Below are 23,886 nucleotides of genomic sequence, written 5' to 3'. Positions count from 1 at the left end.
GATGTATTAACGGTTGTAACCAATGCAGGTATATGTGCCTCATTAGATGTAGCAGGAGCACCAATAATGGTTGAAGAGGATACAACGAAATGTAATGCATATTCTGGCACTATGTATTCTAGAAACCCTATTCAATGTTTAAGTAAAGGGGTTTCTATGATATCAGCAAAAACAAAAAAGAGTCCAGTTATTCCAGCTGGTTACGAAAGATTATATGTTTTAACAGAAGCTTACTCTTTAACTATCTTGGATGTTTCTAACAAACCAGAATTTGAAGTTAACCACCAAGGTTTTTACAGAATTCATAGTTTAGTTTACAATCCAGAAACTTTAGATTTATCTGTAGTGGTGCCTGGGAAAACGACTGGTTTTGATGTTGCTAATTTGATTGCTAATAATAGTATATGTGCTTCGTTAGACGTTCATGGAGCAGTAAATTTAGTAATTGGTTCTAGATGGTTTTGCTATTTCTTTAATAAATATTTTAATAGAGGAAATAGTGGTAAAAGTAGCATTTCAGCCAAAGGAGGGAATGAGTTCAATATTGACGATTTTGTAAGTAAATACAATAGCTATGAAGCTTTCAAGAAAGATTTTATTGCAACTTACAGTATCTCAAAAATATTTCCTAATCCAGTTGTTAATAGTTTAAAAATTGAATTAGAGCTGTTTGATAATGAAGTTATGAATTATAATATTATTGATATTAGTGGAAGAAACATAATGTCTGGAATCGCTTCTGATTTAGAGTTTGGTTTACAAACAATAGATTCTAGAAATCTTAATTCTGGTATGTATGTTTTACAATTGGTATCAGAATACAGAACAATAACTAAAAAGATACTAGTGAATAAATAAGAAAAAGAAAGATTAGTTTTTTAAAAGAGTCGTTGTTTATACAACGACTCTTTTGTTTTATAGATGTTTTTAGTTTAGAAATAAGAAAAATTCATAATGCACGAAAAATAATTTATTACAATGTTTGATGTGTAACTAAAAATGATATTTTTACCGTATTGAAATTGATAATGAAAACTAATATGTATAAAATTTTTGTTGGTGATAAACCAATAATTTTAACAACAGTAGTTGAGAAAGAAACTAACTTTAAAAATTATTTACTTAAAACAGTAAATATGGCGAAGGTTATAAGACGTCTTAATAGAACAGCCTTAAGTGAGGCTCGATTAATACATAAAAACCCGGATAAAATACTAAAAAAGTTTTTAAAGAAACTTCCAAATGTTATTGCTGGAGGTGGTAAGGTTTATAATGATAAAGGTGAAATCCTTTTTATTTACAGAAACGATAAATGGGATTTACCTAAAGGAAAAGCTGAAAAGAAAGAAACTATAGAAGAAACCTCTATAAGAGAGGTTGAAGAAGAAACGGGAGTTAAAGGTTTAAAAATAACAAAGCCTCTTGATACTACGTATCATATATTTAAACGAAACGGACGCTACAAAATAAAAATTACCTATTGGTTTGAAATGAAAACAAGCTACAATGGAAAGTTAAAAGCACAAGAAAATGAAGGTATAACAAAAGTTGCTTGGTTAGATAAAAAACAATCTAAGGAAGCTTTAAGTAATTCTTATGCTAATATTAAATTATTAGTTTAAACGATATATGGGGTATTGTAAATGCGCATTTTCATAATGCTCACTTTGTTTAAATAGCCAGTCTAATTGCGCATACCAATTGGAGTTAAATTCTGGAAACTCTTTTTTTCTAAGATCAAAATCTGCTTTTAATTTAAAGTTATTATTTAATAATTCTAAAGCTTTATCTTCCCATACATACGGAGAAAACCCTTCTTTTTGTTGTAAAATTGCGTCAAAGAAATTCCAATTAAAAAAAGAATCATTTGCTTGAGGTTCTAAGGTTTCTAATAAATACCTAATTGCTTCTTGTTGAGTAAAAATAATATAGTCACCTTTACTAAATGGCATATTTTTCACATTAGTATTTATTTTCACATTATTATGTAAATAATGACCTTCGTAAGCCGTTTTCTTAGTGTCATAATTAAGAATTTTATAACTTTCAATATTTAAAATAGTATCATTTTTAAGTGTATCAATCTCAACTTGATTCAGTTTTAATAAATCAATAACATTAAACCAACCTTTAGGAATAATATATGCTTTAGGTATTTTAACTTTTAATTTTGGTTTGAAATAGTTAAAGTAGGCAACCTCTTTTGTAAAAGGTTTTTTGTTATCGTATTTTAATCTTTCAAAACCAGTAACCTTACTTTTTATTTTTTTTGCATTATAACCTTTAAAGTTTAAAGTAGTAGTTTTTGAGCTGTCAATTATCCAGTTTAAGTTATAATAATCACTTTGATATAAATGTAATAGATCCGTTTTTCTATTGTTTTTTATTTGTTCTCCATCTTCTTCAATAATTTCAATCATACTTTTCATGAGTTCATAAGTGCCTTTAACGCGTTTTTTGTAAGGTTTTAACATGTGTGTTTCAACCATCATACCCAAACAGTTAAATAAAGTTGTGTAACCCGTTGAATACCTGGGAGTATCCATAAATTGAGAAAACCCTTTTTCTGGCACAGTATTAAAAATATTTACATAAGGTGTTATATCCCAATTTTTTTTAACTAATTTTTCTTCTAATTTTGAGTTTAAAGTAGTGTGTAAATAGTTGCCTAATTCACCTCCAAGTTTATTATGTTGAGTAAATAAATGAGTAAGTGTGTATTGATAATCTGCACCATTACTAACATGGTTATCAATAAAAACATCTGGTTTTATTTTATGAAAAATTTCAGTAAAAGTTCGTGCGTTTTTAGTGTCACATTTAATAAAGTCTCTATTTAAATCATAATTTCGTGCATTGCCTCTAAAGCCATATTCTAATGGGCCATTTTGATTTGTTCTGGTTGTAGAATTTCTATTTAAACTTCCACCAATATTATAAATTGGTATGGTAACTAAAATCGTGTTTTTGGGTGCTATAATTTTGCCTTGTGAAAGATCTCTAAATAGCATCATGGTAGCATCAATACCATCAGATTCTCCTGGATGTATACCATTATTTATAAGTAAAACACGTTTGTTGTTTTTTCTAATTTCAGAAAAATCAAATTCTTTATTAGTATTAAATGTAACGATGTGTAGTGGTTTTTCAGAATCGGTTTCACCTATTGCTTCAAAATGTATTTCTGGATATACTTCAGCTAAATTGCTGTAAAATTGTATGGTTTGTTGGTATGTGCCAGTTTCCAAACCATTAGTTTTTTCAAAATGAGTTTCAAAATTGTACACTTTCTTGTTTGTAGATGAATTACAGGAAATTAATAGAATAAAAAAACTTAATATTTTTCTCATTGATTATTGGTATTGGATAAAACTACAATTTCTTTATAAATAAACTATAGTTCAATAATAAATTAGAGTTTCCAATAGGTTTGTTAATCAATAAAAAACATTCTTATACACATACCTTTAATACACAAAAGTCTATTTTTAATTAGGATAATGTTAAATCTATAGCTGTAATGTCTACATAAACTCTTATAAATTTTAATGGAAACTCTTATTACAAAAACAGACTGTTTCAATAACGAGAAACTGCTTTAAAATGGTTAAAAAACAAGTTGTCTTTATTTACACTATAACGTTATAGTGTGTTTACTAGGTAAATTATAATCCTTCTAACTTGCAAGCCAACATATTAAACGTAAATTTGCAGCTTCAAAAAAAATAACCATGACAGAGTTTTTTAGAAAGCGAACAGCAAATGCCAAGAATGATATTTTAAGTGGAATAACTGTTGCATTAGCATTAGTGCCAGAGGCTGTAGCCTTTGCTTTTGTAGCAGGTGTAGACCCTTTAGTTGGGTTATATGCTGCATTTATGATAGGCTTAATAACGTCTATATTTGGTGGTCGTCCAGGGATGATTAGTGGGGCAACTGGCGCTTTAGCAGTAGTAATGGTGAGTTTAGTAGCAGAAGGAAATGCTATGGGCGAAGCTAGTGAGCAGTTAGGTTTATATTATTTATTTGCAACTGTTATTTTAATGGGAATTATACAAATGTTAGCAGGTGTTTTAAAACTTGGTAAGTTTGTTAGATTGATTCCACACCCAGTAATGATGGGGTTTGTAAACGGATTGGCCATTGTAATATTCTTATCGCAATTAGGAATGTTTAAGGATGTTGATGGTAATTGGTTCTCTGGAACTCAATTATGGACTATGCTTGGTTTGGTACTATTAACTATGGGTATTATGTTTGGTTTGCCAAAATTAACCAAGAAATTACCAGAAGCTTTAATAGCTATTTTAGTAGTATCTGCCATTGTAATTTTCGGAAACTTAGATGTTGCTACAGTAGGTAGTTTTATTCGTGATGGAGGCGGAACAGGTTTAGAAGGTGGATTACCTAAATTTCAAACAGATATTTTTAGTAAAGTACCTTTTAATTGGGAAACAATAGCATTTATTGGGCCTTATGCCTTAATTCTTGCAGCTATTGGTTTAATAGAATCTTTAATGACTTTAAATTTAATAGACGAATTAACCGAAACTAGAGGTAATACAAACAAAGAATGTATGGCGCAAGGTGGCGCAAATATTATCACCGGTTTATTTGGTGGAATGGGTGGTTGTGCTATGATTGGGCAATCATTAATAAACATAAAATCTGGTGGTAGAACAAGACTTTCTGGAATAGTTGCTGCTGTATTATTATTAATCTTTATACTTTTTGCATCTGGACTTATAGAACAAGTTCCTATTGCGGCTTTAGTAGGTGTTATGTTTATGGTTGTTATAGGCACATTTGCTTGGAGTAGTTTTAGAATTTTAAATAAAATACCACTAAGTGATGTTATTGTATTAATAGCAGTATCTGCATTAACAGTTATTTTTGATTTAGCAATAGCTGTAATTGCAGGGGTTATAATTAGTGCTTTAGTTTTCTCTTGGGAAAATGCAAAACGTATTAGAGCTCGTAAGCGTTTAAGAGAAGATGGAACTAAAGTTTATGAAATATGGGGGCCTTTGTTTTTTGGGTCAATTATAGCTTTTAACGAAAAATTTGATATTAAAAATGATCCAGAAAAAGTTGAAATCGATTTTGTAGAATCTCGTATAAGCGATCATTCAGCCATCGAAGCTATTTTCAATTTGGTAGAAAAATATGAAGCTGCAGGAAAGCAAATAAAATTAAAACATTTAAGCGAAGACTGTAAAATATTACTTCATAAATCTAATCCTAAGTTTAAAGAAGTAATCGTTGAGGATATTGACGATCCACGTTATCACTTAGCCGAAAACCCAGAGGCTTTTACTAAAGGTCTTTCAGAATATAAGTTTTAGAATACATATTTGGGCGCTACCACAAGGGTCGGGCTTTACGTTACAAGTCCTCGTAACCAAAAAAAATGGTTACTGTGGGCTTTTCACTACAATCCCTTGCGCAAACCACAATGTTTTTTAAAATTAGTAAAGGTCTATGTAATAATAAACTTAATATTATTACATAGACCTTTTTAAATACTCAATTAACACAATATACAGACTAGTTAAAGGGAACGAATAAACTTTTAATCCCTAAATAAAGAACTTAATTAATGTTGTAAAATATAAAAGAATCAATAATCTTATAAAAAAGATAATTAGTGTTTCTGAAAATTATTTCACTCTAACATTATCGGGTACCAACTTTGTGTAGTCTCCATTATATCTAATAACTTCTCTAACAATACTCGAACTAATATATGATGTTTTTGCTTCAGTTAATAAGAATACTGTTTCTACTTTAGCTAATTTTCTGTTGGTATGTGCAATGGCTTTTTCAAACTCAAAATCTGCAGGATTTCTTAATCCTCGTAAAATAAATTCAACACCTATTTCTTTACAAAAATCAACTGTTAGCCCTTTATATGTAACTACTTTTACTTTAGGCTCATGGGCAAAAGCATCTTCAATAAATGTTTTTCGTTGGTCTAAGGAAAACATGTATTTTTTATCGGCATTTACACCAATAGCTACTATAATTTCATCAAATAAAGTAACACCACGTTTTATAATATCGTAGTGTCCTAATGTTAGTGGGTCAAAGGACCCAGGGAATAAAGCTCGTTTCATTAGTAAGTATTTGTCGTTACTATTTATAATCTAGTATTTAATTTCTATCTATATTATAAATAGATTTTTCATTATATAAAGATACTATTTCTTCTTTAGTGTAACCGTCAATATAATCACCATAGTTAGCATCTTTATCTATTTTATAAATAGCACTTCTCTTATCAATTTCATAATCATTAAAAACGACGTAAACACTATCTTGTGTAACACTCGTAACTTTCATGGTGGTATATTGACCTTTAGATTCTGATAATACAGAATACACATCCCCAATAGCAGGTGCTTTTATAAATTGAGCTTCGTCGTCTTTATGTTTAGAACCCGAATAAGCTAAATACCCAATTCCTATTAAAATTATAGCTAAACCAGTAAAATGTTTTAAAGGAACACCAGTATGTTTTTCGGTTTCAAATTTACGTTGTATTTGTTCTGGTAATTCCTTTAGTTTATAAGTGAGTTTACAATGGTTACATTCCAACACATTTATTTTTCCCATTGGAAATAGCGGAATCCAATAGATGTAAGCATATTTACCAAAAACAGTATAAGTCATAGATGTTTGGTTTTTGCAATTTGGGCAAGTTACATTTGGCAATTGTCCATCTTTTAATCTAGAAGAATTTGTTCCGTAAAAAATCATTAGTATTGGTTTAGTTTGTAATTATAAAATAGGTTTTATTTTTATAAAAATAGGGTTGCTACTTTAAAGCTTCTTCAATTGCATTATCAAATAATTCAGCTAATGTAATATTAGCAGCAGCAGCTTGTTGTGGTAAAATACTTTCTCGGGTTAATCCAGGTACAGTATTCATTTCTAGTAAATGTGGTTCGCCATTTTTAAAAATAAATTCACTTCGGCTAAAACCTTTCATTTTTAACACTTCGTATACTTTTTTAGCTTCTTTAGTTACTTTGTCTTCTTGCTCCTTAGTTAATCTTGCAGGAGTTATTTCTTGCGATTTTCCTAAATATTTAGCTTCATAATCAAAGAAATCATTTTCAGACACAATTTCAGTAATTGGTAATACTTTGGTTTTTCCTTTAAATGTAATTACTCCAACAGACACTTCGGTGCCATCTAAAAACGATTCTATTATTATTTCGTTATCCTCTTTAAAAGCAAAATTAATAGCGTTTTGTAAATCTTCTTTTTTATGTACTTTACTAACACCAAAACTACTTCCAGCTTTATTAGCTTTAACAAAACATGGCAATCCTACTTTATTAATAATGGCATCCTCATTAATAGTATCACCAAGATTTACATAATAAGATTCGGCAGTTTTTATGCCATAAGGTTTTAATATACTTAAACAATCACGTTTATTAAAAGTTACTCCAGCTTGATACATATCGCAACTGGTATGGGGTATATTAAGTAATTTAAAATACCCTTGCATAAAACCATCTTCACCAGGAGAACCATGTATAGCATTAAAAACACAATCGAAAGTAACTTTAAAAGCACCAACATTTATTGAGAAATCGTTTTTATCGATTGGGAATTCTTCATTTTCATCATTAACATAAACCCATTTATCTTTAAAAATATGAATGCGATAAGGCTTATATTTAGATTTGTCAAGCGTTTCATATACCACATTTCCGCTTGTTAATGAGATTTTGTATTCGCTAGAATACCCACCCATAATAATGCCAATGTTTTTTTTCATTTAGTAATATAAATAATTTAGTACTCGTCTAAAATCAACAATAAAACGTATCTATTGTTAGTTGTTATTGTTTAAGCTAAAATATCATATATATTGCAAAAGAAAAAACAGTTCTGTTTTTATATATTTGCCTAATCGAAAATACTATAAATGAGCATTATTAAATTTCTAACCAGTAAAACTTTTTTCACCCAACTTTTATTGGCAATTGTAGCATTAGTACTAATATGTTTTTTCATGTTAAAATGGCTAAACATTTCTACAAATCATGGTGATTTTGAAACCGTACCAGAATTAAAAGGAAAATCTATAAGTGTGGCGCAAATTGAATTAGAAGATAATAACTTGGTGATGAAAATTCAAGATTCTGCTAATTACAATCCAGATTACCCAAAGTTTTCTGTTATAGAGCAAGAGCCACCATCAGGTACAAAGGTTAAAGAAAATAGAAAAATATATATAACACTAAACCCATCAGGTTACAGAAAAATGAATATCCCTGAGGGTTTAATTGATAAAACGTTTAGGCAAGTAAAACCAAATTTAGAAGCTTTAGGTTTTAAAATTGGCAAAATAACTTACGTAGACAATTTAGGAAAAGACATGGTTTTAAAACTTACTCATAAAGGAAAAACAATTAAAGCAGGCGATAAATTAGCCAGAACTTCGGTGATAGATTTAGTACTTGGTAATGGAAACAGACCTTAAATATGGACGACTACACACCCCAATTACCAGATGATAACGATCTTTATGAACACCATGCATTTGTTGTAGATAAAGGGCAAGCCCCACTTCGTATTGATAAATATTTAATGAATTTTGTTGAAAACGCTACAAGAAATAAGATACAAGCTGCAGCAAAAGAAGGCAGTATTTTTGTAAACGATGTTGCTGTAAAATCTAACTACAAAGTAAAACCTTTTGATAAAATTAGAGTGTTATTTTCGCATCCACCATTCGAGAATTTATTAGTAGGTGAAGATATTGATATTGATGTGGTTTATGAAGACGACGACCTTCTCGTTGTAAATAAAGAAGCCGGTATTGTAGTGCATCCAGGGCACGGTAATTATTCTGGAACACTAATAAACGCTTTAATTTATAGGTTTGATAATTTGCCAAACAACTCTAGTGAACGTCCAGGATTGGTACATAGAATTGATAAAGATACCAGCGGACTTTTAGTAGTTGCAAAAACCGAACAAGCCATGGCACATTTATCGGCACAGTTTGCTAATAAAACTAGCGAACGCGAATATGTAGCTATTGTTTGGGGTAATGTAAGTGAAGACGAAGGCACAATAGAAGGTAACATTGGGCGCCATCCTAAAAACAGATTACAAAATACTGTTTTTTTAGACGATGAAGCCGATAAAGGCAAACCTGCCGTAACCCATTACAAAGTTTTAGAACGTTTAGGATATGTAACTTTGGTGTCTTGTAAATTAGAAACTGGACGAACGCACCAAATACGTGTGCATATGAAACATATAGGGCATACATTGTTCAATGACGAGCGTTACGGAGGAGACAAAGTATTAAAAGGTACTACATTTACTAAATATAAACAGTTTGTTGATAATTGTTTTAAAGTATTACCACGTCAAGCATTACACGCTAAAACTTTAGGTTTCGAGCACCCTACTACGGGTAAGTTTATGCAGTTTGATACACCAATCCCAGACGATATGCAACAATGTATCGAAAAGTGGCGTAATTACACCAAAAATCAAGATTTATAAAAACTGGTTAAGCTATTTTAGTTCCAGTATTTTATCAAATTACTTATTGTTTTTATGCTTTTAAAAATGTCAATATGACATTTAAAACAATGAAAACATGACAGTTTTAGTTCATTTTGTAGCAAAATTTTATAAATCAATTAGTCTTTTTTGAATTTGGTATTTATTTTGATTTATGCATTTAAGAAACAGTAAATGTTTCAAATTTGAAATAATGTTTAATTTAAAATTTTGTAATTATGAGCAATTTAGTTAATGTTCCTAAAAACGGAGGTTTAGCAAACACTAATTCAAACACAAACTTCCACAATTGGTCAAATTGGTTAGATGATATTTTTAATAGAGATCTGCCTTCAGTATTTACTTCAAATTTTAATACTGGAATAACTTTACCAAAAGTAAATATTAAAGAAACAGCCGATGCTTTTATAGTAGAAATGGCAGTTCCAGGCTTAAAAAAATCAGATTTTCATGTAGACCTAGATAATCAAATGTTATCTATATCAACAGAGGCAAAGGAGGAAAATGAACAAAATGGAGAAAACTACACTCGTAGAGAATTTGGTTATTCTTCTTTTAAAAGAACCTTTACTTTACCTGAAAGTGTCAATGATGAAAATATTAATGCGAGCTATAAAGATGGTATTTTAAACATTCTGTTGCCTAAAAAAGAAGAGGCAAAGAAAAAGCCAGTAAGAACCATTAATATTTCTTAATTGTTTTATAAAATTTTTAGATTTATTAGTAGAGTGGAGGCTCTTATATGAGCCTCCACTTATACCTAAAATGTTTAATTTTAAAATGTAAAGCAATGAAAAAGTATATGTTTTTAACAGTAATGGCTTTATTAAGTTTAAGTTGTAACGGCCAAAAAGGAGAAGTAGAAAACACAAATAAAAACGGCAATATTAATAATAATGTTAATACACCTAAGGGCTCTTGGAAAGTTGATAAAGAATTTGATGAAAACGGTAATTTAATCCGTTATGATAGTATTTATTCTTGGTCTTCAAATAGTAAGTATGATAATCTTTCTAATTTTGATAGGGATAGTTTAATGCAATCATTTAAATCAAAATTTTTTACTAATTTTTCAAGATTTGAAAACCAAGGATTCGATGATGTTTTTTCTCAAGATTCCCTTTTTAGTAAACGTTTTTTTAATGATGGTTTTTTTGGGAGTGATTTTGGAAATGATTTTATGGATATAGATAGAATAAGAAATGAAATGATAGAAAGACAGAAACAATTTTTAGAAAAATACCATTCAGAGTTTATAAAACCAGAAGAAGAACAATAAATTTATTTAGAATTTCAGATAATATCAATTCAATCTATAACTGTATCATAAATAATTCTAAGCTTAAATTTTAAAAGTAAATTAGTAGTTGTAAATTTGAATATAAGAATTGAAATGAAAAGCATAACTAAATATGAAATTAGTATTATCTCCAGCAAAGTCTTTAAATTTTGAAAGCCCGTTACCAACGGCAAAATATACACAACCTAGGTTTTTAAACCAATCTGAGCGTTTAAATAAATTGCTAAAGCCAAAATCAGCTAGAAGTTTATCTAAACTTATGGGTGTTTCTGAAGCTTTGGGTCAATTAAATTACGAGCGTAACCAATCTTGGGAATTACCATTTACAAAAGATAATGCAAGACCCGCAGTTTATGCATTTAATGGCGATGTGTATAGAGGGTTAGATGCTTACACAATTCCTGAAGAAAAATTAGAAACGCTACAAAATACGGTGCGTATACTTTCAGGTTTATATGGTGTGTTAAAACCAACCGACTTAATACAACCTTACCGTTTAGAGATGGGAACAAAAATAAAAATTGGAGTAAAAAAGAATCTCTATGAATTCTGGAAAAAGGACATTACGCATGCCTTAAACCAAGAGCTTGAAGACGATGAGTTATTTTTAAATTTAGCAAGTAATGAGTATTTTAAAGCCATAGATGTAAAAGCTTTAAAAGTACCTGTGATAACAGCTAATTTTAAAGAATTTAAAAATGGGCAATATAAAATGATTTCGTTTTTTGCTAAAGCCGCTAGAGGCATGATGGCTCGTTATGTTGTAGATACAGATGCCAAAACTATTAATGATTTAAAAGGCTTTAATTATGATGGTTATAGCTTTAGTGAATCAATGTCTAAAGGAAATGACTTGGTTTTTATTAGATAGATTAAAACTATATAGAAAAGTATTTTAATAAAAAACCCCTAAAATAGAATTTTTAGGGGTTTTTATATTTTTAGTTTAAGACCACTATTTTCTTTGAAGCTCGAACTCCATTTTTATCTACAATATTTAAAATGTAGAAACCATTAGTTAATGAAGAAATATCAATTTCAATTAAAGATTTAGAATTACTTAAAGATTGTTCTAACACTTTTCTACCTTGAATATTATAAATATTTAACGATGTAATTGTAGAATTTAAGTTTCCAATTTTTATACTTTTTTTAGCAGGGTTAGGATAAACATCTAGTTTGCTTAATTGATTATTAGATACAGATAAACTGGTTGTACCATAAAATTCTATTTCACCTACTGCGCTCCAAACACTTTTACGAGCATCTCCTGCACTATTAAATCTTCCGTAACCTATTAATTTAATATAATTTGCATTTACATCAATTTCAAACGAATTAAAATCAGTTGTACCCGTTGCCGTTAATAATAAATCTCCAGTAGAGGGTAATGCCATTGTAAAGTCTGAAGTTTCGGTTCCTGTTGTAGAAACCCAAACTTGAAACCCAAAAGCATCAGATTTGTTAGTGGTTGTAAATTGAATTAAATCAAGGTTATGCATGCCTCCTAAATCATAAATGATATATTCGCCATCTCCTTTATAATCTCCAGCTACAAGACTACCATCATCGGCTGCCCAAACTGTGCCATTGTCTTTATCTAGTGTGTTTTTAGCGTAATTAAATTTAGAAGTCCCATCTACTTCTTCTTTTGAAAAAGAATGAACTGTAACCTTATCTTCAGGTAACCCGGTTCCTGTATTAATAAGCTCGTATACATCTGTTAAATTGGCTCCTTCTTGAGTGATATTTAAGGTTCTAACAATATCATCACCTCCAGGGTCTTGTGTAAAAGTTATGCTACCAGTTCTACTATTTGTATCAGTATTTTCAGTAACAGTTACTAAAATTGTTGCGTTACCTGTGCCCATATTAGTATTAATAGTTATCCAAGTATCATTTGAAGAAGCTGTCCAACTAACATTAGCTGTTACTGTAACATCATAGCTAGTCGCATCAGAAGGAAGTGTTGATAAACTGCTAACTGTTAACGATTCGCTTACTTCAATGGTACAATCACCATCTGTAATACCTGCACCAGTATAATCTATAAAACATGCTCCAATACCGTAACCAACCATATCATCAGTAGTTGGTAAATAGGCACCCATGTTGGCTCCTTTACCTTCAGACCCAGAACCTGCAAAGGAGAAAGTTTCACCACTAGCAGTTGCAGTAATTCCTATTTCTTCAGAAAAACCAGCGTTTGTTTCACCTAAAGTTGTTCCGTTATATACATTTCCTGTATAAGTTAGTGTTGCACCAATATCAGAATAAGATGTAGGTGTATCACCAGAAATTACTGGTGTTAAATTTGTAGCAGGATAATCTGCAGCAAAGTATATTAAGTTATTTTCAACTGTTCCTGTTACATCATTATTGTTGTCTGTATTTACGTTATAAAACAATGGTGCATTCGTGTTCATTATCGTATTATTAGAAAGGATAATGCCTTCTGTTTTTTGATATCCATTTGAAACATCGTCAGAATTGCAATCAACATCAGCATCAGCACCACCTCCTATAAATGTTATACCATTATTCCATTTAGCAAAATCAACAACCGTAATACAATCTTGAATATAGTTATTTGTAATAGTGTGAAAACTATCGGAGATTCTAATTCCGCCAGTACCATCAACATTTTCACCTAAAAAGTAATTTCCTTCTACAGTTGCGTTCGATCCATGTCGGAGTACTAGAGAACCTCTACAACTTCTAAAAGTGTTATTAGTGTACGTGTTGCCTTTACTTTTATTAGTAATAATTTCATTTTCACCGTCAGACTTAACAAAATAGTTGTTACTAACAGTAACATTACTATTTACCATTTGATAAGAACTTGTACCTATACGTATCGTTTCACTATCTCCTGCATTTGATAGTTCATCACCATTAGTTTTTCTACCATATAATTCAGTCATTTTTTCGAAATTATAAAAGTAATTGTTCATTATAGTATGGCCTACCTCTAAACAACTAGTATTTATTTCTGTTTCACCATCAGCTACAGGAGGAAATGCATTATATGCATATTCTCCTAAAATAATAGCACCAGCACTAACTTTATTCATAAATGAACAGTTAATTACTGTATTATAAGTTCCGTATAATACAATCCATCTATGTTTTGGTATTTGCTCATCAGCTAAATCTTCTGCTAAATCGCTTGGGTCTATTCCTAATCCATCAATAGCACAATTTTGAATGGTACTGTGGTGTGCATAATCATTACCATTTCTAAATTCTATAAAATTACTAGCTCCATACCCACCTTTCCAATGGAAACCATCTACTATTAAATATTCGCCAGTTGCTATTTTATCACCTGTTGTGTCATTTGTTTCACCACCAATAGTTAATCTTGGACCACCAGTAAATATTACACCACCTGGAGTTTCTGCTCTAAAAATAACTGGGTTATCTGCAGTACCAGATCCAAGAAACCTTATACGTTCATTTGTAGTGTACGTGCCATTTTTTAGAATAATAACATCTCCGGGTTCGTAAATGACATCCCTTAAAGATTCTGGGTCGTCAATGTTATAAGTAGTTTGAGAAAACACACTATAATTACAAAAAAGAATTAGTGTTGCAATGCAAGTTTTTAAGAAAGACACTTTAAAATTGCATGTTTTTTGAGTAAATTTTGAAATCATATTAGTTTAGTTTTAGATGCAAGTATTAACTGGTAAACCAATTTGGTTAACCAAAAATAACAAATAAAACCTAACTAAAAAATTTTACCGATGAAAGGTATTTATTTTGCTTGAAATACATAAATGAATAATAAAGCTTATTTTGCTGTTGCCTTATTCTCAATACTAATTTTGTTTTCGATAGATCGTTTTTTTTTAATCCTAGGTCGTCTAGCTCCAAAAGTGCCTCGGTTTATTTTGCCTCTCTTAGTTTTTTTATCTCCTTTTCCCATAATTGAATTTACTTTTTAAGATTCTTAATTAAGACAATAATCTCATTATCTTTATATCTTAATAAGATAACATTTTTAAAGTAAAAAGGCAAGTTTTTTCATGTTTAAACACAAACATCCATATAAACCATTTATTAAAAAAGATACTACAAAACTTATTGTAGGAACGTTGCCACCACCAAGATTTACAACCGGCCAACTTTTAGAAAAAGATGTTGATTTTTGCTACGGAAGTTATTACAATTCACTTTGGTTATTTATAGATAAAATTCATAATTTGGGTTTACGTTATGATAATTCAAATGAAGCGATAGAAGAAAGAAAAACTTTTTTAATTAAAAATAGAATAGGGGTTTGTGATATTGTTGATTGTGCAGACAGAGAAAAAATTGATGCCTCAGATTTAGGAATGCAAAATATAAAACTTAGAGATATTATTAATTATTTAAAACAGTTTCCAAAAATTGATACGCTATTATTTACTGGAGGTAATAGTAAAAATGGACCAGAGTATTTTTTTAGAAAACATTTAAAAACCTATAACTTAAAATTGGAGTTGGTTTGTAATGAGGTGCCACGAATACATAAATTTGTTATCCCAAATGAGGTTTCAAAACTTGTTGAATCAAATCGAACTATCAAAACAGTATCTTTAACTTCAGGTTCTGGAGCCGCTAATATATCTATTAGCAGATTGCCTTTGTACAAACAACTGAAATCTAAAAATCCCGATTTTAATACGTTCGATTTTCGAGTGATGCAGTATCGTGAGTTTTTTTAGTGAGCTTTGTTTAACAGTTGATAAATCCGTTTTAATTTCCCCTTAAATAATGACTTCTTATATTTATATTATACATAGTTTTTTATTTTCCAAATTGTTGGCCATCGTAAATTAGATGTCCCATTAAACTAATTTTAACATAAGATAATCCATTAGCATTTTCAACATTCAAAGAATAGAATTTAGTAGATTCATCATAAACAAGGGTAAAACCCAAATCGGGAGCTAGTTTATTTACTATTGCAGCATTATGAGTTCCATCTGTAACATTTGGAGTTGGTAAACTAGGGTGATACCCTCCAGTATTATCAGCATTTGCTAATATAAGTTTTAAAAACACGGGTAATCCATTATCATTATTTCTTGCTGTAATCAAAACTTCAGCAGAATGATTACCCTTATCCAATTTATAAGGAATTTCAATTGTTTTTAATGATTCATTAATAGTAAAAGGTCTATTTATTGAAACTGTTTTATAATTATTGTGATTTTCAATACTAAATATTTCTCCCTCACGATCAATATAACTTATATCAAATTTAGAATATTGATGTATTGTTCGAATCCCATTTTGAGTTTTTAACTTTTTATCATGTAAGTCATCTTGAATATAAGTATCAAAACCTAATTGATAACCCGCTACAAGAAAAGAAGTATTCTCCACAATATGATTATTTCTATTTGCAATCTTTGAGTCGTCTCCTTCCTTAGAAAAATGTATTGCAGTTAACTGGTTATTAATAGGGTTATTTTCTTTTTTCCATCCTCCATCATTCCAGATTTTTAGATTTGAAAGTTTAACAATATCACATTTATTTATTCTTATCACATCTTTTTCTCCTTTAATCCATCCCGCATATTCAAAATGGCTATCATTAATAATAACCCCGCTTAAACCACTTATATCTAGAATACTATCCTCACTCTGTCCAAAAGTATATTTGTTAATATTAAGTCCATTGCCATAATCTCCTGCAATTAATTGTTTGCCTTTCCATAAGCCATAATTAATACAATTTTCAATTAAGAAAACGTTTATGCTTGAATAAGGTCCAGTTTCTTTAGTATGAAGTTTTATTGCGGTTTTACCAGCGATTTCAGTTGGATATTTATCCTCTTCCCATTTAAAGTGTGTACTTGAAAAGTAGGTGTCTCTAATTACACCTCCTTCATTTGGGTGAACTAAATTGATACATGTTACATTTTTTGTATAGTCAGCTATTTGCTTCGTTAAGAAGTGTAAATTTTCAATTTTAACATGGTATACTCCATAATCATCATCTTTATAATTATCTGCTTGAGGCAAATCATATTTGAAATTTTGAAGCATATTATAGTCATTAAAACTTTCCAATGTAGTAATTCTTGTTCTTAGCCCCGAACCTATAATACTAGCATCGTTTTTTGAGACTTCTAAGTGCTTCGAAATATGATAAATTCCAGTTGGTAAAAAAATATCTTTATGAAAGTTTAATGCTTGTTGAATAGCTAAATAATCGTCTATCTTATCATTAACAATAGCACCAAACCATTGAGGATATGCATATTTAATTTTAGCATTATCTAAATATGAACTAACCACCCTTTTAACTAAATAATTATCTTTTAATATATCGGCTTTTGGAAGTCTAAATATTTCAAAAAGACCAGCGTCAATTTGCCCATTTATAGTTATTTCACCAGAATTTACTATTACTTCATTTCCATAGACATCTTGTTCTTTTGTATCCCCGAATTCTATAACATTACCATTAATAAATTTAAGGGTAACATTTTTGTTTACAGGGTTGGATAATTTCTTATTAATTATAAAAGATTGGTCAATTACAATTGTAACTCTTTTGTTACTAATGTTTAAATCACCTAGAAGCATGCTAAAGTTAAAATCATCATCAAATTGTGGATTTGAATTTGATAGGTATTCAGAAATGCTTATTTCAGATCCTTCTATTGGGAAGTTTTGACTGTTTATGTTTACATATATTAAAAAAATTAAGAGTGTAATAGTGTTACTGAGTATTTTCATAATATATGGTTTTTGATAATCTTCAATGTTTTTTGTTAAGATTTGAACGAAGTTCGTGTTTTTTTATAACAAAGTCAACCCAAGAAAAAACAGAATGATAAAATTAGATGTACCTTTGCGCTTTAATTAGAAGGATGGAGGTAGAATGCATTATGTTTTATTATCTCAATTACCCATTAAGGGGCTTCATAAACAACATATATGTCATTTCAATCTTTAGGCTTATCTGATGCCTTGTTAAAAGCAATTAGCAAGAAAGGATACACAACTCCAAGTCCGATTCAAGAAAAAGCCATTCCGCCAGTTTTAGAAGGTAAGGATGTATTAGCATCGGCACAAACAGGAACAGGTAAAACAGCTGGTTTTACATTACCTCTTTTACATTTACTTTCTGAAAACCCTAAAGCTAAATATAGACCTATTCGAGCTTTAATACTAACTCCAACAAGAGAATTGGCTGCACAAGTGTATGCAAATGTTAGAGAATATAGCGAGTTTTTAAATTTAAGAAGTGCTGTGATTTTTGGTGGTGTTAATCAAAAACCACAAGCAGCTACCTTACGTCAAGGTATTGATGTTTTAGTAGCAACTCCAGGGCGTTTATTAGATTTACAAAATCAGGGTATTGTATCACTTAAACGAGTTGAGATTTTTGTGCTTGATGAAGCAGATAGAATGCTTGATATGGGTTTTTTAAGAGATATTGAACGTGTTATTAAATCCATGCCAGAAAAACGTCAGAATTTGATGTTTTCAGCAACCTTTTCAAAAGACATAAAGAAACTAGCACATGGTATTTTAAACCATCCTGTACAAGTTGAAGCCACACCAGAAAACACAACAGTTGATGCTATTACACAAAAAGTTTACCGTGTTGCTAAAGGCTTGAAAACAGGATTGATTATTAAATTAATTTCTGAAGGTAACTGGAAACAAGTATTAGTATTTACAAGAACCAAACATGGTGCAAATAGGCTTACAGAAAAAATGATGAAATCGGGGATAACTGCAGCAGCTATTCATGGTAATAAAAGCCAAGGTGCAAGAACAAAGGCCTTATCTGGTTTTAAAAGTGGCCGTGTTAGAGTATTGGTAGCTACAGATATTGCAGCCCGTGGATTAGATATTCCATTACTTCCACATGTTATTAATTTTGAATTACCAAATATTTCTGAAGATTATGTTCATAGAATTGGTAGAACAGGTAGAGCAGGGGCAAGTGGTGAAGCATTATCATTAGTAAGTGCAGATGAAACTAGCTTTTTAAGAGGTATTGAAAAGTTGATAGAAATGAAACTTCCTGTTCAGATAATTGAAGGTTTTGAGCCTGATCCTAATGCATCAACAGCACCAATAAAGCAAGGGCAAGGTAGGCAACAACGTAGCCCTAGAAATAATTCAAATAATTCTAATAGAAATTCTAATAAGAAGAATAATTCTAGACGTCCTAAACGAAATAGCGACAGACGTAATTAATATATTATGCAAAAGATTCTAAAAGATAAAATCATTGAAGTTTGTGATAAAAAAATTGCTACTAAAGGTGAACATGTAGGGGTGTCTTTTTATGCATTTTTTAAGAATAAAAATGATAACCCAGATTTACTTATGGAGGCAGCTACTTGGTGGATTAAAACTCATAAACTAGATCATTTTGAGAAAGCAGTAAAAATTAAAAAACTGGTAAATAATTTATAATGGAATCTCAGCCTAATAACCCATTACATGGCATTAAGCTAGAACAAATTATAAATGATTTGGTTGCTCACTATGGTTGGGAATATATGGGTTATACTATTAAAATTAAATGTTTTACTGATAACCCTTCTGTAAAATCGAGTTTGAAATTTTTACGACGTACACCTTGGGCTAGAACAAAAGTTGAGAATTTATATTTAAAGATGTTAAAAAACAAACGCTAATTTAGGCTTCTTCCCAAAATTGCTGAAGTGTTTTTAGATCTTTAGAAATAGCTTTATAAATGTCTTTTTTGCTAATAGTAGGGGATGTGCTTCCACGCTCTGCACCTCCTAAGTCATATTCGCAATGCAAAGATACTGGTACATTAATTTTATATTTTTTTAGAAGTTTAAAATAGCTAATAAAATCTACCATACCTTCGCCAATAGGTACATTTATAGGTTTCCAAATACCATTTACTTGCCCCCATTTAAAGTCTTTTAAAACAATACTATTAATATTGTCTTTAATCAATTTTAAGCCATTGCTCCAAGATAAACCACCTTCTACAACTGCATGTCTAATATCATATTGTGCACCAAATGTATCTAAATTAGCTAATTCAATAATTTTTTTTATTTCCCAGATCGATGCTCCTACTGATGTACCTGCATGATTTTGATAACAACCAATCAAGCCATGTTTTTTATTAAAAATACTTATGTCTTTAATAATTGTTTGATAGTCATTTAAACTATCAATCATTGATTTGTTTTTAGAGTACTTAAACCAATTTGTTCTATAATATTTTATACCACACTCTGATGCTGCTTTAAGCACATTAATATCAATTGGATTATTTACATTATTAACAGCTGTAGTCATCATAATGCATTTTGCACCACTTAGTTTAATGTCTTCTATAGCCTTTGGTAAAATATTGAAAACATTTTCTGGTAGTACATGCCCTTTTGGCCTTACTGTTAAATCTACACCATTAAACCCCATTTCAACAGTACGTGCTCCTAACTCTTTAAAATCTAAAAACTGAAGGTGTTTAGAAAATATATTGATATTTAGTTTTTCTACTGTTTCATTTAGTTCGATAAAATTACTGGGTAAAGTCGCAAAAGGAATGGCACCTAACGCTAGTGCCGATTTTTTTGTAAATGCTCTTCTTGAAATAGATTTCATAAGCTTTAGTTTAAAAAAAAATTATAAAGCAATTTACTAATTTTATATATGTTTTAGCCCTTCATAAACAGTAATACTTACAGCATTGGCTAGATTTAAACTTCTAATATGCTCGCTGTAAAGGGGAATTTTAAAAAGGGTGTCTTTATATTTTTCAATTAGCTGCTTAGGTAAGCCAACAGATTCTTTACCAAAAATTAAAAACATATTATCTTTAAAAGGAATATCCCAATGGTTTTTTGTTCCATGACTGGAAAGAAAAGCCATGTTTTTATTTTTATTTATTGAAAAGAATTCATCAATATTCTCATAATAGGTAATTGATAAATGTTGCCAATAATCAAGTCCTGCACGTTTTAATCGCGTGTCATTAATTTCAAACCCAAAAGGTTTTACTAAATGTAAATGCGATCCAGATGCTAAAGCTAAGCGGCCTATGTTTCCTGTGTTATTAGGGATTTCTGGTTCTATTAGAACAATGTTAAGGCACATTATTTTTTAATTGATTTAATAATTATTAATCGTATTAAAAGTAAGAAAGGGAAACCATGCATAATCACATCAAACCAATCCATAAGTTGCATATTGTTAGCACCACCAGCAATCCATTTTAGTTTACCCCAAAGATGAGGTTCTGGAAAAAAAGGAGCTAAACCTAAAGTAAGGCATAATAATATTATAAGTTTCCAATCGTTAAGTAATTTCATTTAATTAATTAAGAATTGAATTAACAAACTCTTTAATACTATTAATTCCCTTGTTGGTTATATGCTTTACAAAAGCACTTCCAATAATAGCACCTTTAGCATATTGAGTTGCTTGTGTAAAGGTTTCATTATTGCTAATTCCAAACCCTATAATTTGAGGGTTTTTTAAATTCATTTTACCTATGCGCTCAAAATAACTTGTTTGTTCTTTACCAAATCCAGATTGTGCACCTGTTGTACTTGCGCTACTTACCATGTATATAAACCCATTTGATATTGAATCAATATAATGTATCCGTTTATCACTAGTTTGTGGTGTAATGAGAAACACATTTATTAACCCGTATTTCTCAAAAATAGTTTGATATTCTTCATGATATACATCAACTGGTAAATCAGGTATTATTAAACCATCAATACCTATTTCTTGACATTTTTTACAAAAAGCTTCTACACCATATTGAAGCATTGGATTAAAATAGCCCATTATAATTAATGGAATATTCACAGTTTTTCTGATGTCTTGCAATTGATTAAAAAGCACCTCGGTTGTCATGCCATTTTTTAAAGCTTTTGTTGAGCTATCTTGAATAGTTGGACCATCTGCTAAAGGGTCGCTAAATGGCAAGCCAATTTCAATCATGTCGACACCATTTTTTTCTAAGTTTTGAATGATGGAAACAGTATCGTTAATTTTTGGATACCCAGCTGTAAAATATATAGACAGTAATTTTTTGTCTTCTTTTAATTTTTTATTTATTCTGTTCATTGTGAAACGTTTTTTGCGTTAGGGATTGAAGCGGCATCCTTTTTTGCAATAAAAAGCAAAAAAGATATAGCGTAAAGCCCGACCCTTGTGGTAACGCCCATAATTTATATTTTAAAATACTCTATATAGTTTTGTAAATCTTTATCGCCTCGACCAGACAAACTCATAACCACAACATCATCGGGTTTAAATGTTTTATGCTTAAATATTGCTAATGCATGCGATGTTTCAATGGCAGGAATTATGCCTTCTAGTTTTGAAAGTTCTAAGCCAGCTTCCATAGCATCACTATCTGTAATGGACATAAATTCGGCTCTGCCTGTTTTAGATAAATGGGCATGCATTGGGCCTACGCCAGGGTAATCAAGCCCTGCTGAAATAGAATATGGTTCGGTAATTTGTCCATCTGTAGTTTGCATTAATAGGGTTTTACAACCATGAATAATACCTTCTTTTCCTAAAACAGAAGTTGCTGCGCTCTCACCAGAATCTATACCTAAACCAGCAGCTTCTACTGCTACAATACCAACATCTGGTTCGTGCAAATAGTGGTAATAGGTTCCTGCAGCGTTACTACCGCCACCAATACAAGCTACTACATAATCGGGGTTTTCTCTGCCTTCTTGCTCTTTTAATTGCCATTTAATTTCTTCTGAAATAACCGATTGAAATCTTGTTACCATATCTGGGTATGGATGCGGACCAATTGCAGAACCAATAATATAATGCGTGTTTACAGGATTATTAATCCAATCGCGAATAGCTTCGTTGGTAGCATCTTTTAAAGTGCGACTTCCTGATAGTGCCGGTACTACTTTTGCGCCTAGCATTTTCATTCTAGCTACGTTTGGTGCTTGACGTGCTATATCAATTTCTCCCATATAGACAATACATTCAAGACCCATTAAGGCACAAACTGTTGCTGTAGCAACGCCATGTTGTCCTGCACCAGTTTCTGCAATAATTCTAGTTTTTCCTAAACGTTGTGCCATTAAAATCTGGCCAATTGTATTGTTTATTTTGTGTGCCCCCGTATGGTTTAAATCCTCACGTTTTAAATATATTTTTGTATTATATTTTTCTGAAAGACGTTTAGCGAAATAGAGTGGAGAAGGGCGGCCAACATAGTCTTTTAAAAGTTTATCGAACTCTTTTTTAAATTCTGGTTCGTCCATTACTTTTAAATAGTTTTGGCGTAACTCTTCTACATTTGGATATAGCATTTCTGGAATGAATGCACCTCCAAATTCGCCATAATAGCCTTTTTCGTTTACATTATAATTCATAGCTTTTTCTTTTTTATTTTCTAAGACCTCGCTGAGGTTCTTTTTAAATTCTTTTAAAATTGAAATGTTTTTTAAACCAGGTTCTATTTCAAATTTGCTATTTACATCTAAAGCATAACAATATTTTGATGCTTTATTTTTTGCAAATCTTTTAATGTCTTCAATTTCATTAATTCCTATACCACCGCTTAAAAAATAAGGTTTCGTTGAAGGGTAGTTATTTAATACATTCCAATTAAAGGTATAGCCATTACCACCAGGTAGTTTACCTTTTGTGTCGAATAGGAAATAATCTGCAGATTTTTCATAAGGTTTTAAAACACTAAAATCAAATTCATCTTTTATTGAAAATACTTTAATGATTTCTAAAGGATACGGGGCTGAATCAAGTTCAGCATGACGATGTTTTAAATCGTTACAATTTTCTGGTGATTCTTTGCCGTGTAATTGTACAGCTTGTAAGTTGTGGTTGTTTATTTTTTCAATCACAAAATCAATTGATGCATCAACAAAAACTCCAGTTTTTTTTATAGATTTATTTACTTTAGGAATGTTTTTAGAATCAAAGTTACGAGCGGAATTTTCATAAAATATAAAACCAAGATAATCTGGTTGCAATGTTGCAACTTGTTCTATATTTTCTTGGTATTTCAT

24 protein-coding genes and 1 pseudogene are annotated in these 23,886 nt (G+C 30.4%); 12 read left to right on the top strand and 13 right to left on the bottom strand.

What is annotated here, in order from left to right:
• A partial coding sequence (locus tag Q0842_RS13405) for a T9SS type A sorting domain-containing protein (RefSeq protein ID WP_298499029.1) occupies positions 1-858 on the top strand: 858 nt, incomplete at its 5' end.
• A gap of 182 nt (positions 859-1,040) precedes the next feature.
• The gene (locus Q0842_RS13400; RefSeq protein WP_298499026.1) at positions 1,041-1,622 is read left to right on the top strand and encodes an NUDIX domain-containing protein; all 582 of its coding nucleotides are present in this window, start codon (positions 1,041-1,043) and stop codon (positions 1,620-1,622) included.
• Here the strand turns inward: Q0842_RS13400 and Q0842_RS13395 are convergent.
• Positions 1,614-3,350 (bottom strand): M14 family metallopeptidase, encoded by a 1,737-nt coding sequence (locus tag Q0842_RS13395; protein ID WP_298499023.1) that lies wholly within the window; start codon positions 3,348-3,350, stop codon positions 1,614-1,616. The genes Q0842_RS13400 and Q0842_RS13395 overlap by 9 nt on opposite strands.
• 381 nt (positions 3,351-3,731) lie before the next feature.
• Between Q0842_RS13395 and Q0842_RS13390 the strand changes: the two genes are divergently transcribed.
• Positions 3,732-5,345: a SulP family inorganic anion transporter gene (locus Q0842_RS13390; protein ID WP_298499021.1), complete on the top strand. Its 1,614-nt coding sequence runs from the start codon at positions 3,732-3,734 to the stop codon at positions 5,343-5,345.
• A gap of 315 nt (positions 5,346-5,660) precedes the next feature.
• Here Q0842_RS13390 and coaD read toward each other — a convergent pair whose 3' ends face one another.
• Genes coaD through Q0842_RS13375 form a run of 3 tightly spaced genes read right to left on the bottom strand, consistent with a single transcriptional unit; the run spans position 5,661 to position 7,792 of the window.
• Positions 5,661-6,116: a pantetheine-phosphate adenylyltransferase gene (coaD, locus tag Q0842_RS13385; RefSeq protein ID WP_298499019.1), complete on the bottom strand. Its 456-nt coding sequence runs from the start codon at positions 6,114-6,116 to the stop codon at positions 5,661-5,663.
• Positions 6,117-6,153: 37 nt separating this feature from the next.
• Positions 6,154-6,759, bottom strand: a complete 606-nt coding sequence (locus Q0842_RS13380; protein ID WP_298499017.1) for a zinc-ribbon domain-containing protein — start codon at positions 6,757-6,759, stop codon at positions 6,154-6,156.
• Positions 6,760-6,817: 58 nt separating this feature from the next.
• Complete coding sequence (locus Q0842_RS13375; protein ID WP_298499013.1) at positions 6,818-7,792, bottom strand: D-alanine--D-alanine ligase; 975 nt, start codon at positions 7,790-7,792, stop codon at positions 6,818-6,820.
• A 150-nt stretch (positions 7,793-7,942) separates the two neighbouring features.
• Between Q0842_RS13375 and Q0842_RS13370 the strand changes: the two genes are divergently transcribed.
• The 5 genes from Q0842_RS13370 (at position 7,943) to yaaA (ending at position 11,729) form a co-directional block, all read left to right on the top strand.
• Positions 7,943-8,500 carry a PASTA domain-containing protein gene (locus Q0842_RS13370; protein ID WP_298499010.1) on the top strand — a complete coding sequence of 186 codons (558 nt, stop codon included), beginning with the start codon at positions 7,943-7,945 and terminating at the stop codon, positions 8,498-8,500.
• A gap of 2 nt (positions 8,501-8,502) precedes the next feature.
• Entirely contained in the window at positions 8,503-9,537 is a 1,035-nt protein-coding gene (locus Q0842_RS13365) for an RluA family pseudouridine synthase (RefSeq protein ID WP_298499007.1), read from the top strand.
• Positions 9,538-9,776: 239 nt separating this feature from the next.
• The gene (locus Q0842_RS13360; RefSeq protein WP_298499005.1) at positions 9,777-10,253 is read left to right on the top strand and encodes an Hsp20/alpha crystallin family protein; all 477 of its coding nucleotides are present in this window, start codon (positions 9,777-9,779) and stop codon (positions 10,251-10,253) included.
• A 95-nt stretch (positions 10,254-10,348) separates the two neighbouring features.
• Positions 10,349-10,837: a hypothetical protein gene (locus tag Q0842_RS13355; protein WP_298499002.1), complete on the top strand. Its 489-nt coding sequence runs from the start codon at positions 10,349-10,351 to the stop codon at positions 10,835-10,837.
• A 133-nt stretch (positions 10,838-10,970) separates the two neighbouring features.
• Positions 10,971-11,729 (top strand): peroxide stress protein YaaA, encoded by a 759-nt coding sequence (gene yaaA, locus Q0842_RS13350; RefSeq protein WP_298498999.1) that lies wholly within the window; start codon positions 10,971-10,973, stop codon positions 11,727-11,729.
• 70 nt (positions 11,730-11,799) lie between these two features.
• On the opposite strand, the gene Q0842_RS13345 is transcribed toward yaaA, so the two are convergent.
• Together Q0842_RS13345 and Q0842_RS13340 are read right to left on the bottom strand one after the other, a co-directional pair.
• On the bottom strand, positions 11,800-14,517 hold the full coding sequence (locus Q0842_RS13345; protein WP_298498996.1) for a chondroitinase-B domain-containing protein: 2,718 nt from the start codon (positions 14,515-14,517) through the stop codon (positions 11,800-11,802).
• 137 nt (positions 14,518-14,654) lie between these two features.
• Positions 14,655-14,789, bottom strand: coding sequence for a 30S ribosomal protein THX (locus Q0842_RS13340; protein WP_298498993.1), 135 nt, complete (start codon positions 14,787-14,789; stop codon positions 14,655-14,657).
• 100 nt (positions 14,790-14,889) lie between these two features.
• Here Q0842_RS13340 and Q0842_RS13335 point away from each other — a divergent pair, with 100 nt between their 5' ends.
• Positions 14,890-15,570 carry a uracil-DNA glycosylase family protein gene (locus Q0842_RS13335; RefSeq protein WP_298498990.1) on the top strand — a complete coding sequence of 227 codons (681 nt, stop codon included), beginning with the start codon at positions 14,890-14,892 and terminating at the stop codon, positions 15,568-15,570.
• Positions 15,571-15,652: 82 nt separating this feature from the next.
• Here the strand turns inward: Q0842_RS13335 and Q0842_RS13330 are convergent, their stop codons facing one another.
• Entirely contained in the window at positions 15,653-17,596 is a 1,944-nt protein-coding gene (locus Q0842_RS13330) for a hypothetical protein (protein WP_298498987.1), read from the bottom strand.
• A gap of 201 nt (positions 17,597-17,797) precedes the next feature.
• Here Q0842_RS13330 and Q0842_RS13325 point away from each other — a divergent pair, with 201 nt between their 5' ends.
• Genes Q0842_RS13325 through Q0842_RS13315 form a run of 3 tightly spaced genes read left to right on the top strand, consistent with a single transcriptional unit; the run spans position 17,798 to position 19,518 of the window.
• Positions 17,798-19,072, top strand: a complete 1,275-nt coding sequence (locus Q0842_RS13325) for a DEAD/DEAH box helicase (RefSeq protein ID WP_298498984.1) — start codon at positions 17,798-17,800, stop codon at positions 19,070-19,072.
• 6 nt (positions 19,073-19,078) lie between these two features.
• The gene (locus tag Q0842_RS13320; RefSeq protein ID WP_298498981.1) at positions 19,079-19,294 is read left to right on the top strand and encodes a DUF6500 family protein; all 216 of its coding nucleotides are present in this window, start codon (positions 19,079-19,081) and stop codon (positions 19,292-19,294) included.
• Positions 19,294-19,518: a VF530 family protein gene (locus Q0842_RS13315; protein ID WP_298498978.1), complete on the top strand. Its 225-nt coding sequence runs from the start codon at positions 19,294-19,296 to the stop codon at positions 19,516-19,518. The genes Q0842_RS13320 and Q0842_RS13315 overlap by 1 nt, the downstream gene beginning before the upstream one ends.
• A gap of 1 nt (position 19,519) precedes the next feature.
• Here the strand turns inward: Q0842_RS13315 and Q0842_RS13310 are convergent, their stop codons facing one another.
• The 6 genes and pseudogenes from Q0842_RS13310 to Q0842_RS16390 all read right to left on the bottom strand — a co-directional run.
• A complete protein-coding gene (locus tag Q0842_RS13310; protein WP_298498975.1) occupies positions 19,520-20,470 on the bottom strand; it encodes a TIM barrel protein in 951 nt (316 codons plus the stop codon).
• A 42-nt stretch (positions 20,471-20,512) separates the two neighbouring features.
• Positions 20,513-20,962 carry a tRNA (cytidine(34)-2'-O)-methyltransferase gene (locus tag Q0842_RS13305; RefSeq protein ID WP_298498971.1) on the bottom strand — a complete coding sequence of 150 codons (450 nt, stop codon included), beginning with the start codon at positions 20,960-20,962 and terminating at the stop codon, positions 20,513-20,515.
• Positions 20,962-21,177: a hypothetical protein gene (locus Q0842_RS13300; protein ID WP_298498968.1), complete on the bottom strand. Its 216-nt coding sequence runs from the start codon at positions 21,175-21,177 to the stop codon at positions 20,962-20,964. Before Q0842_RS13300 ends, Q0842_RS13305 begins: the two co-directional genes overlap by 1 nt.
• Positions 21,178-21,181: 4 nt before the next feature.
• Complete coding sequence (gene trpA / locus Q0842_RS13295) at positions 21,182-21,946, bottom strand: tryptophan synthase subunit alpha (RefSeq protein ID WP_298498965.1); 765 nt, start codon at positions 21,944-21,946, stop codon at positions 21,182-21,184.
• 104 nt (positions 21,947-22,050) lie between these two features.
• Positions 22,051-23,232 (bottom strand): tryptophan synthase subunit beta, encoded by a 1,182-nt coding sequence (trpB, locus tag Q0842_RS16395; RefSeq protein ID WP_366941127.1) that lies wholly within the window; start codon positions 23,230-23,232, stop codon positions 22,051-22,053.
• 51 nt (positions 23,233-23,283) lie between these two features.
• Positions 23,284-23,886: pseudogene (locus Q0842_RS16390) on the bottom strand (phosphoribosylanthranilate isomerase); the annotation flags it as partial.

The organism is uncultured Algibacter sp., assembly GCF_947495675.1.
In the GTDB taxonomy this organism is placed as follows: Bacteria; Bacteroidota; Bacteroidia; order Flavobacteriales; family Flavobacteriaceae; genus Algibacter_B.
This window is presented reverse-complemented; position numbering and strand designations above follow the sequence as displayed.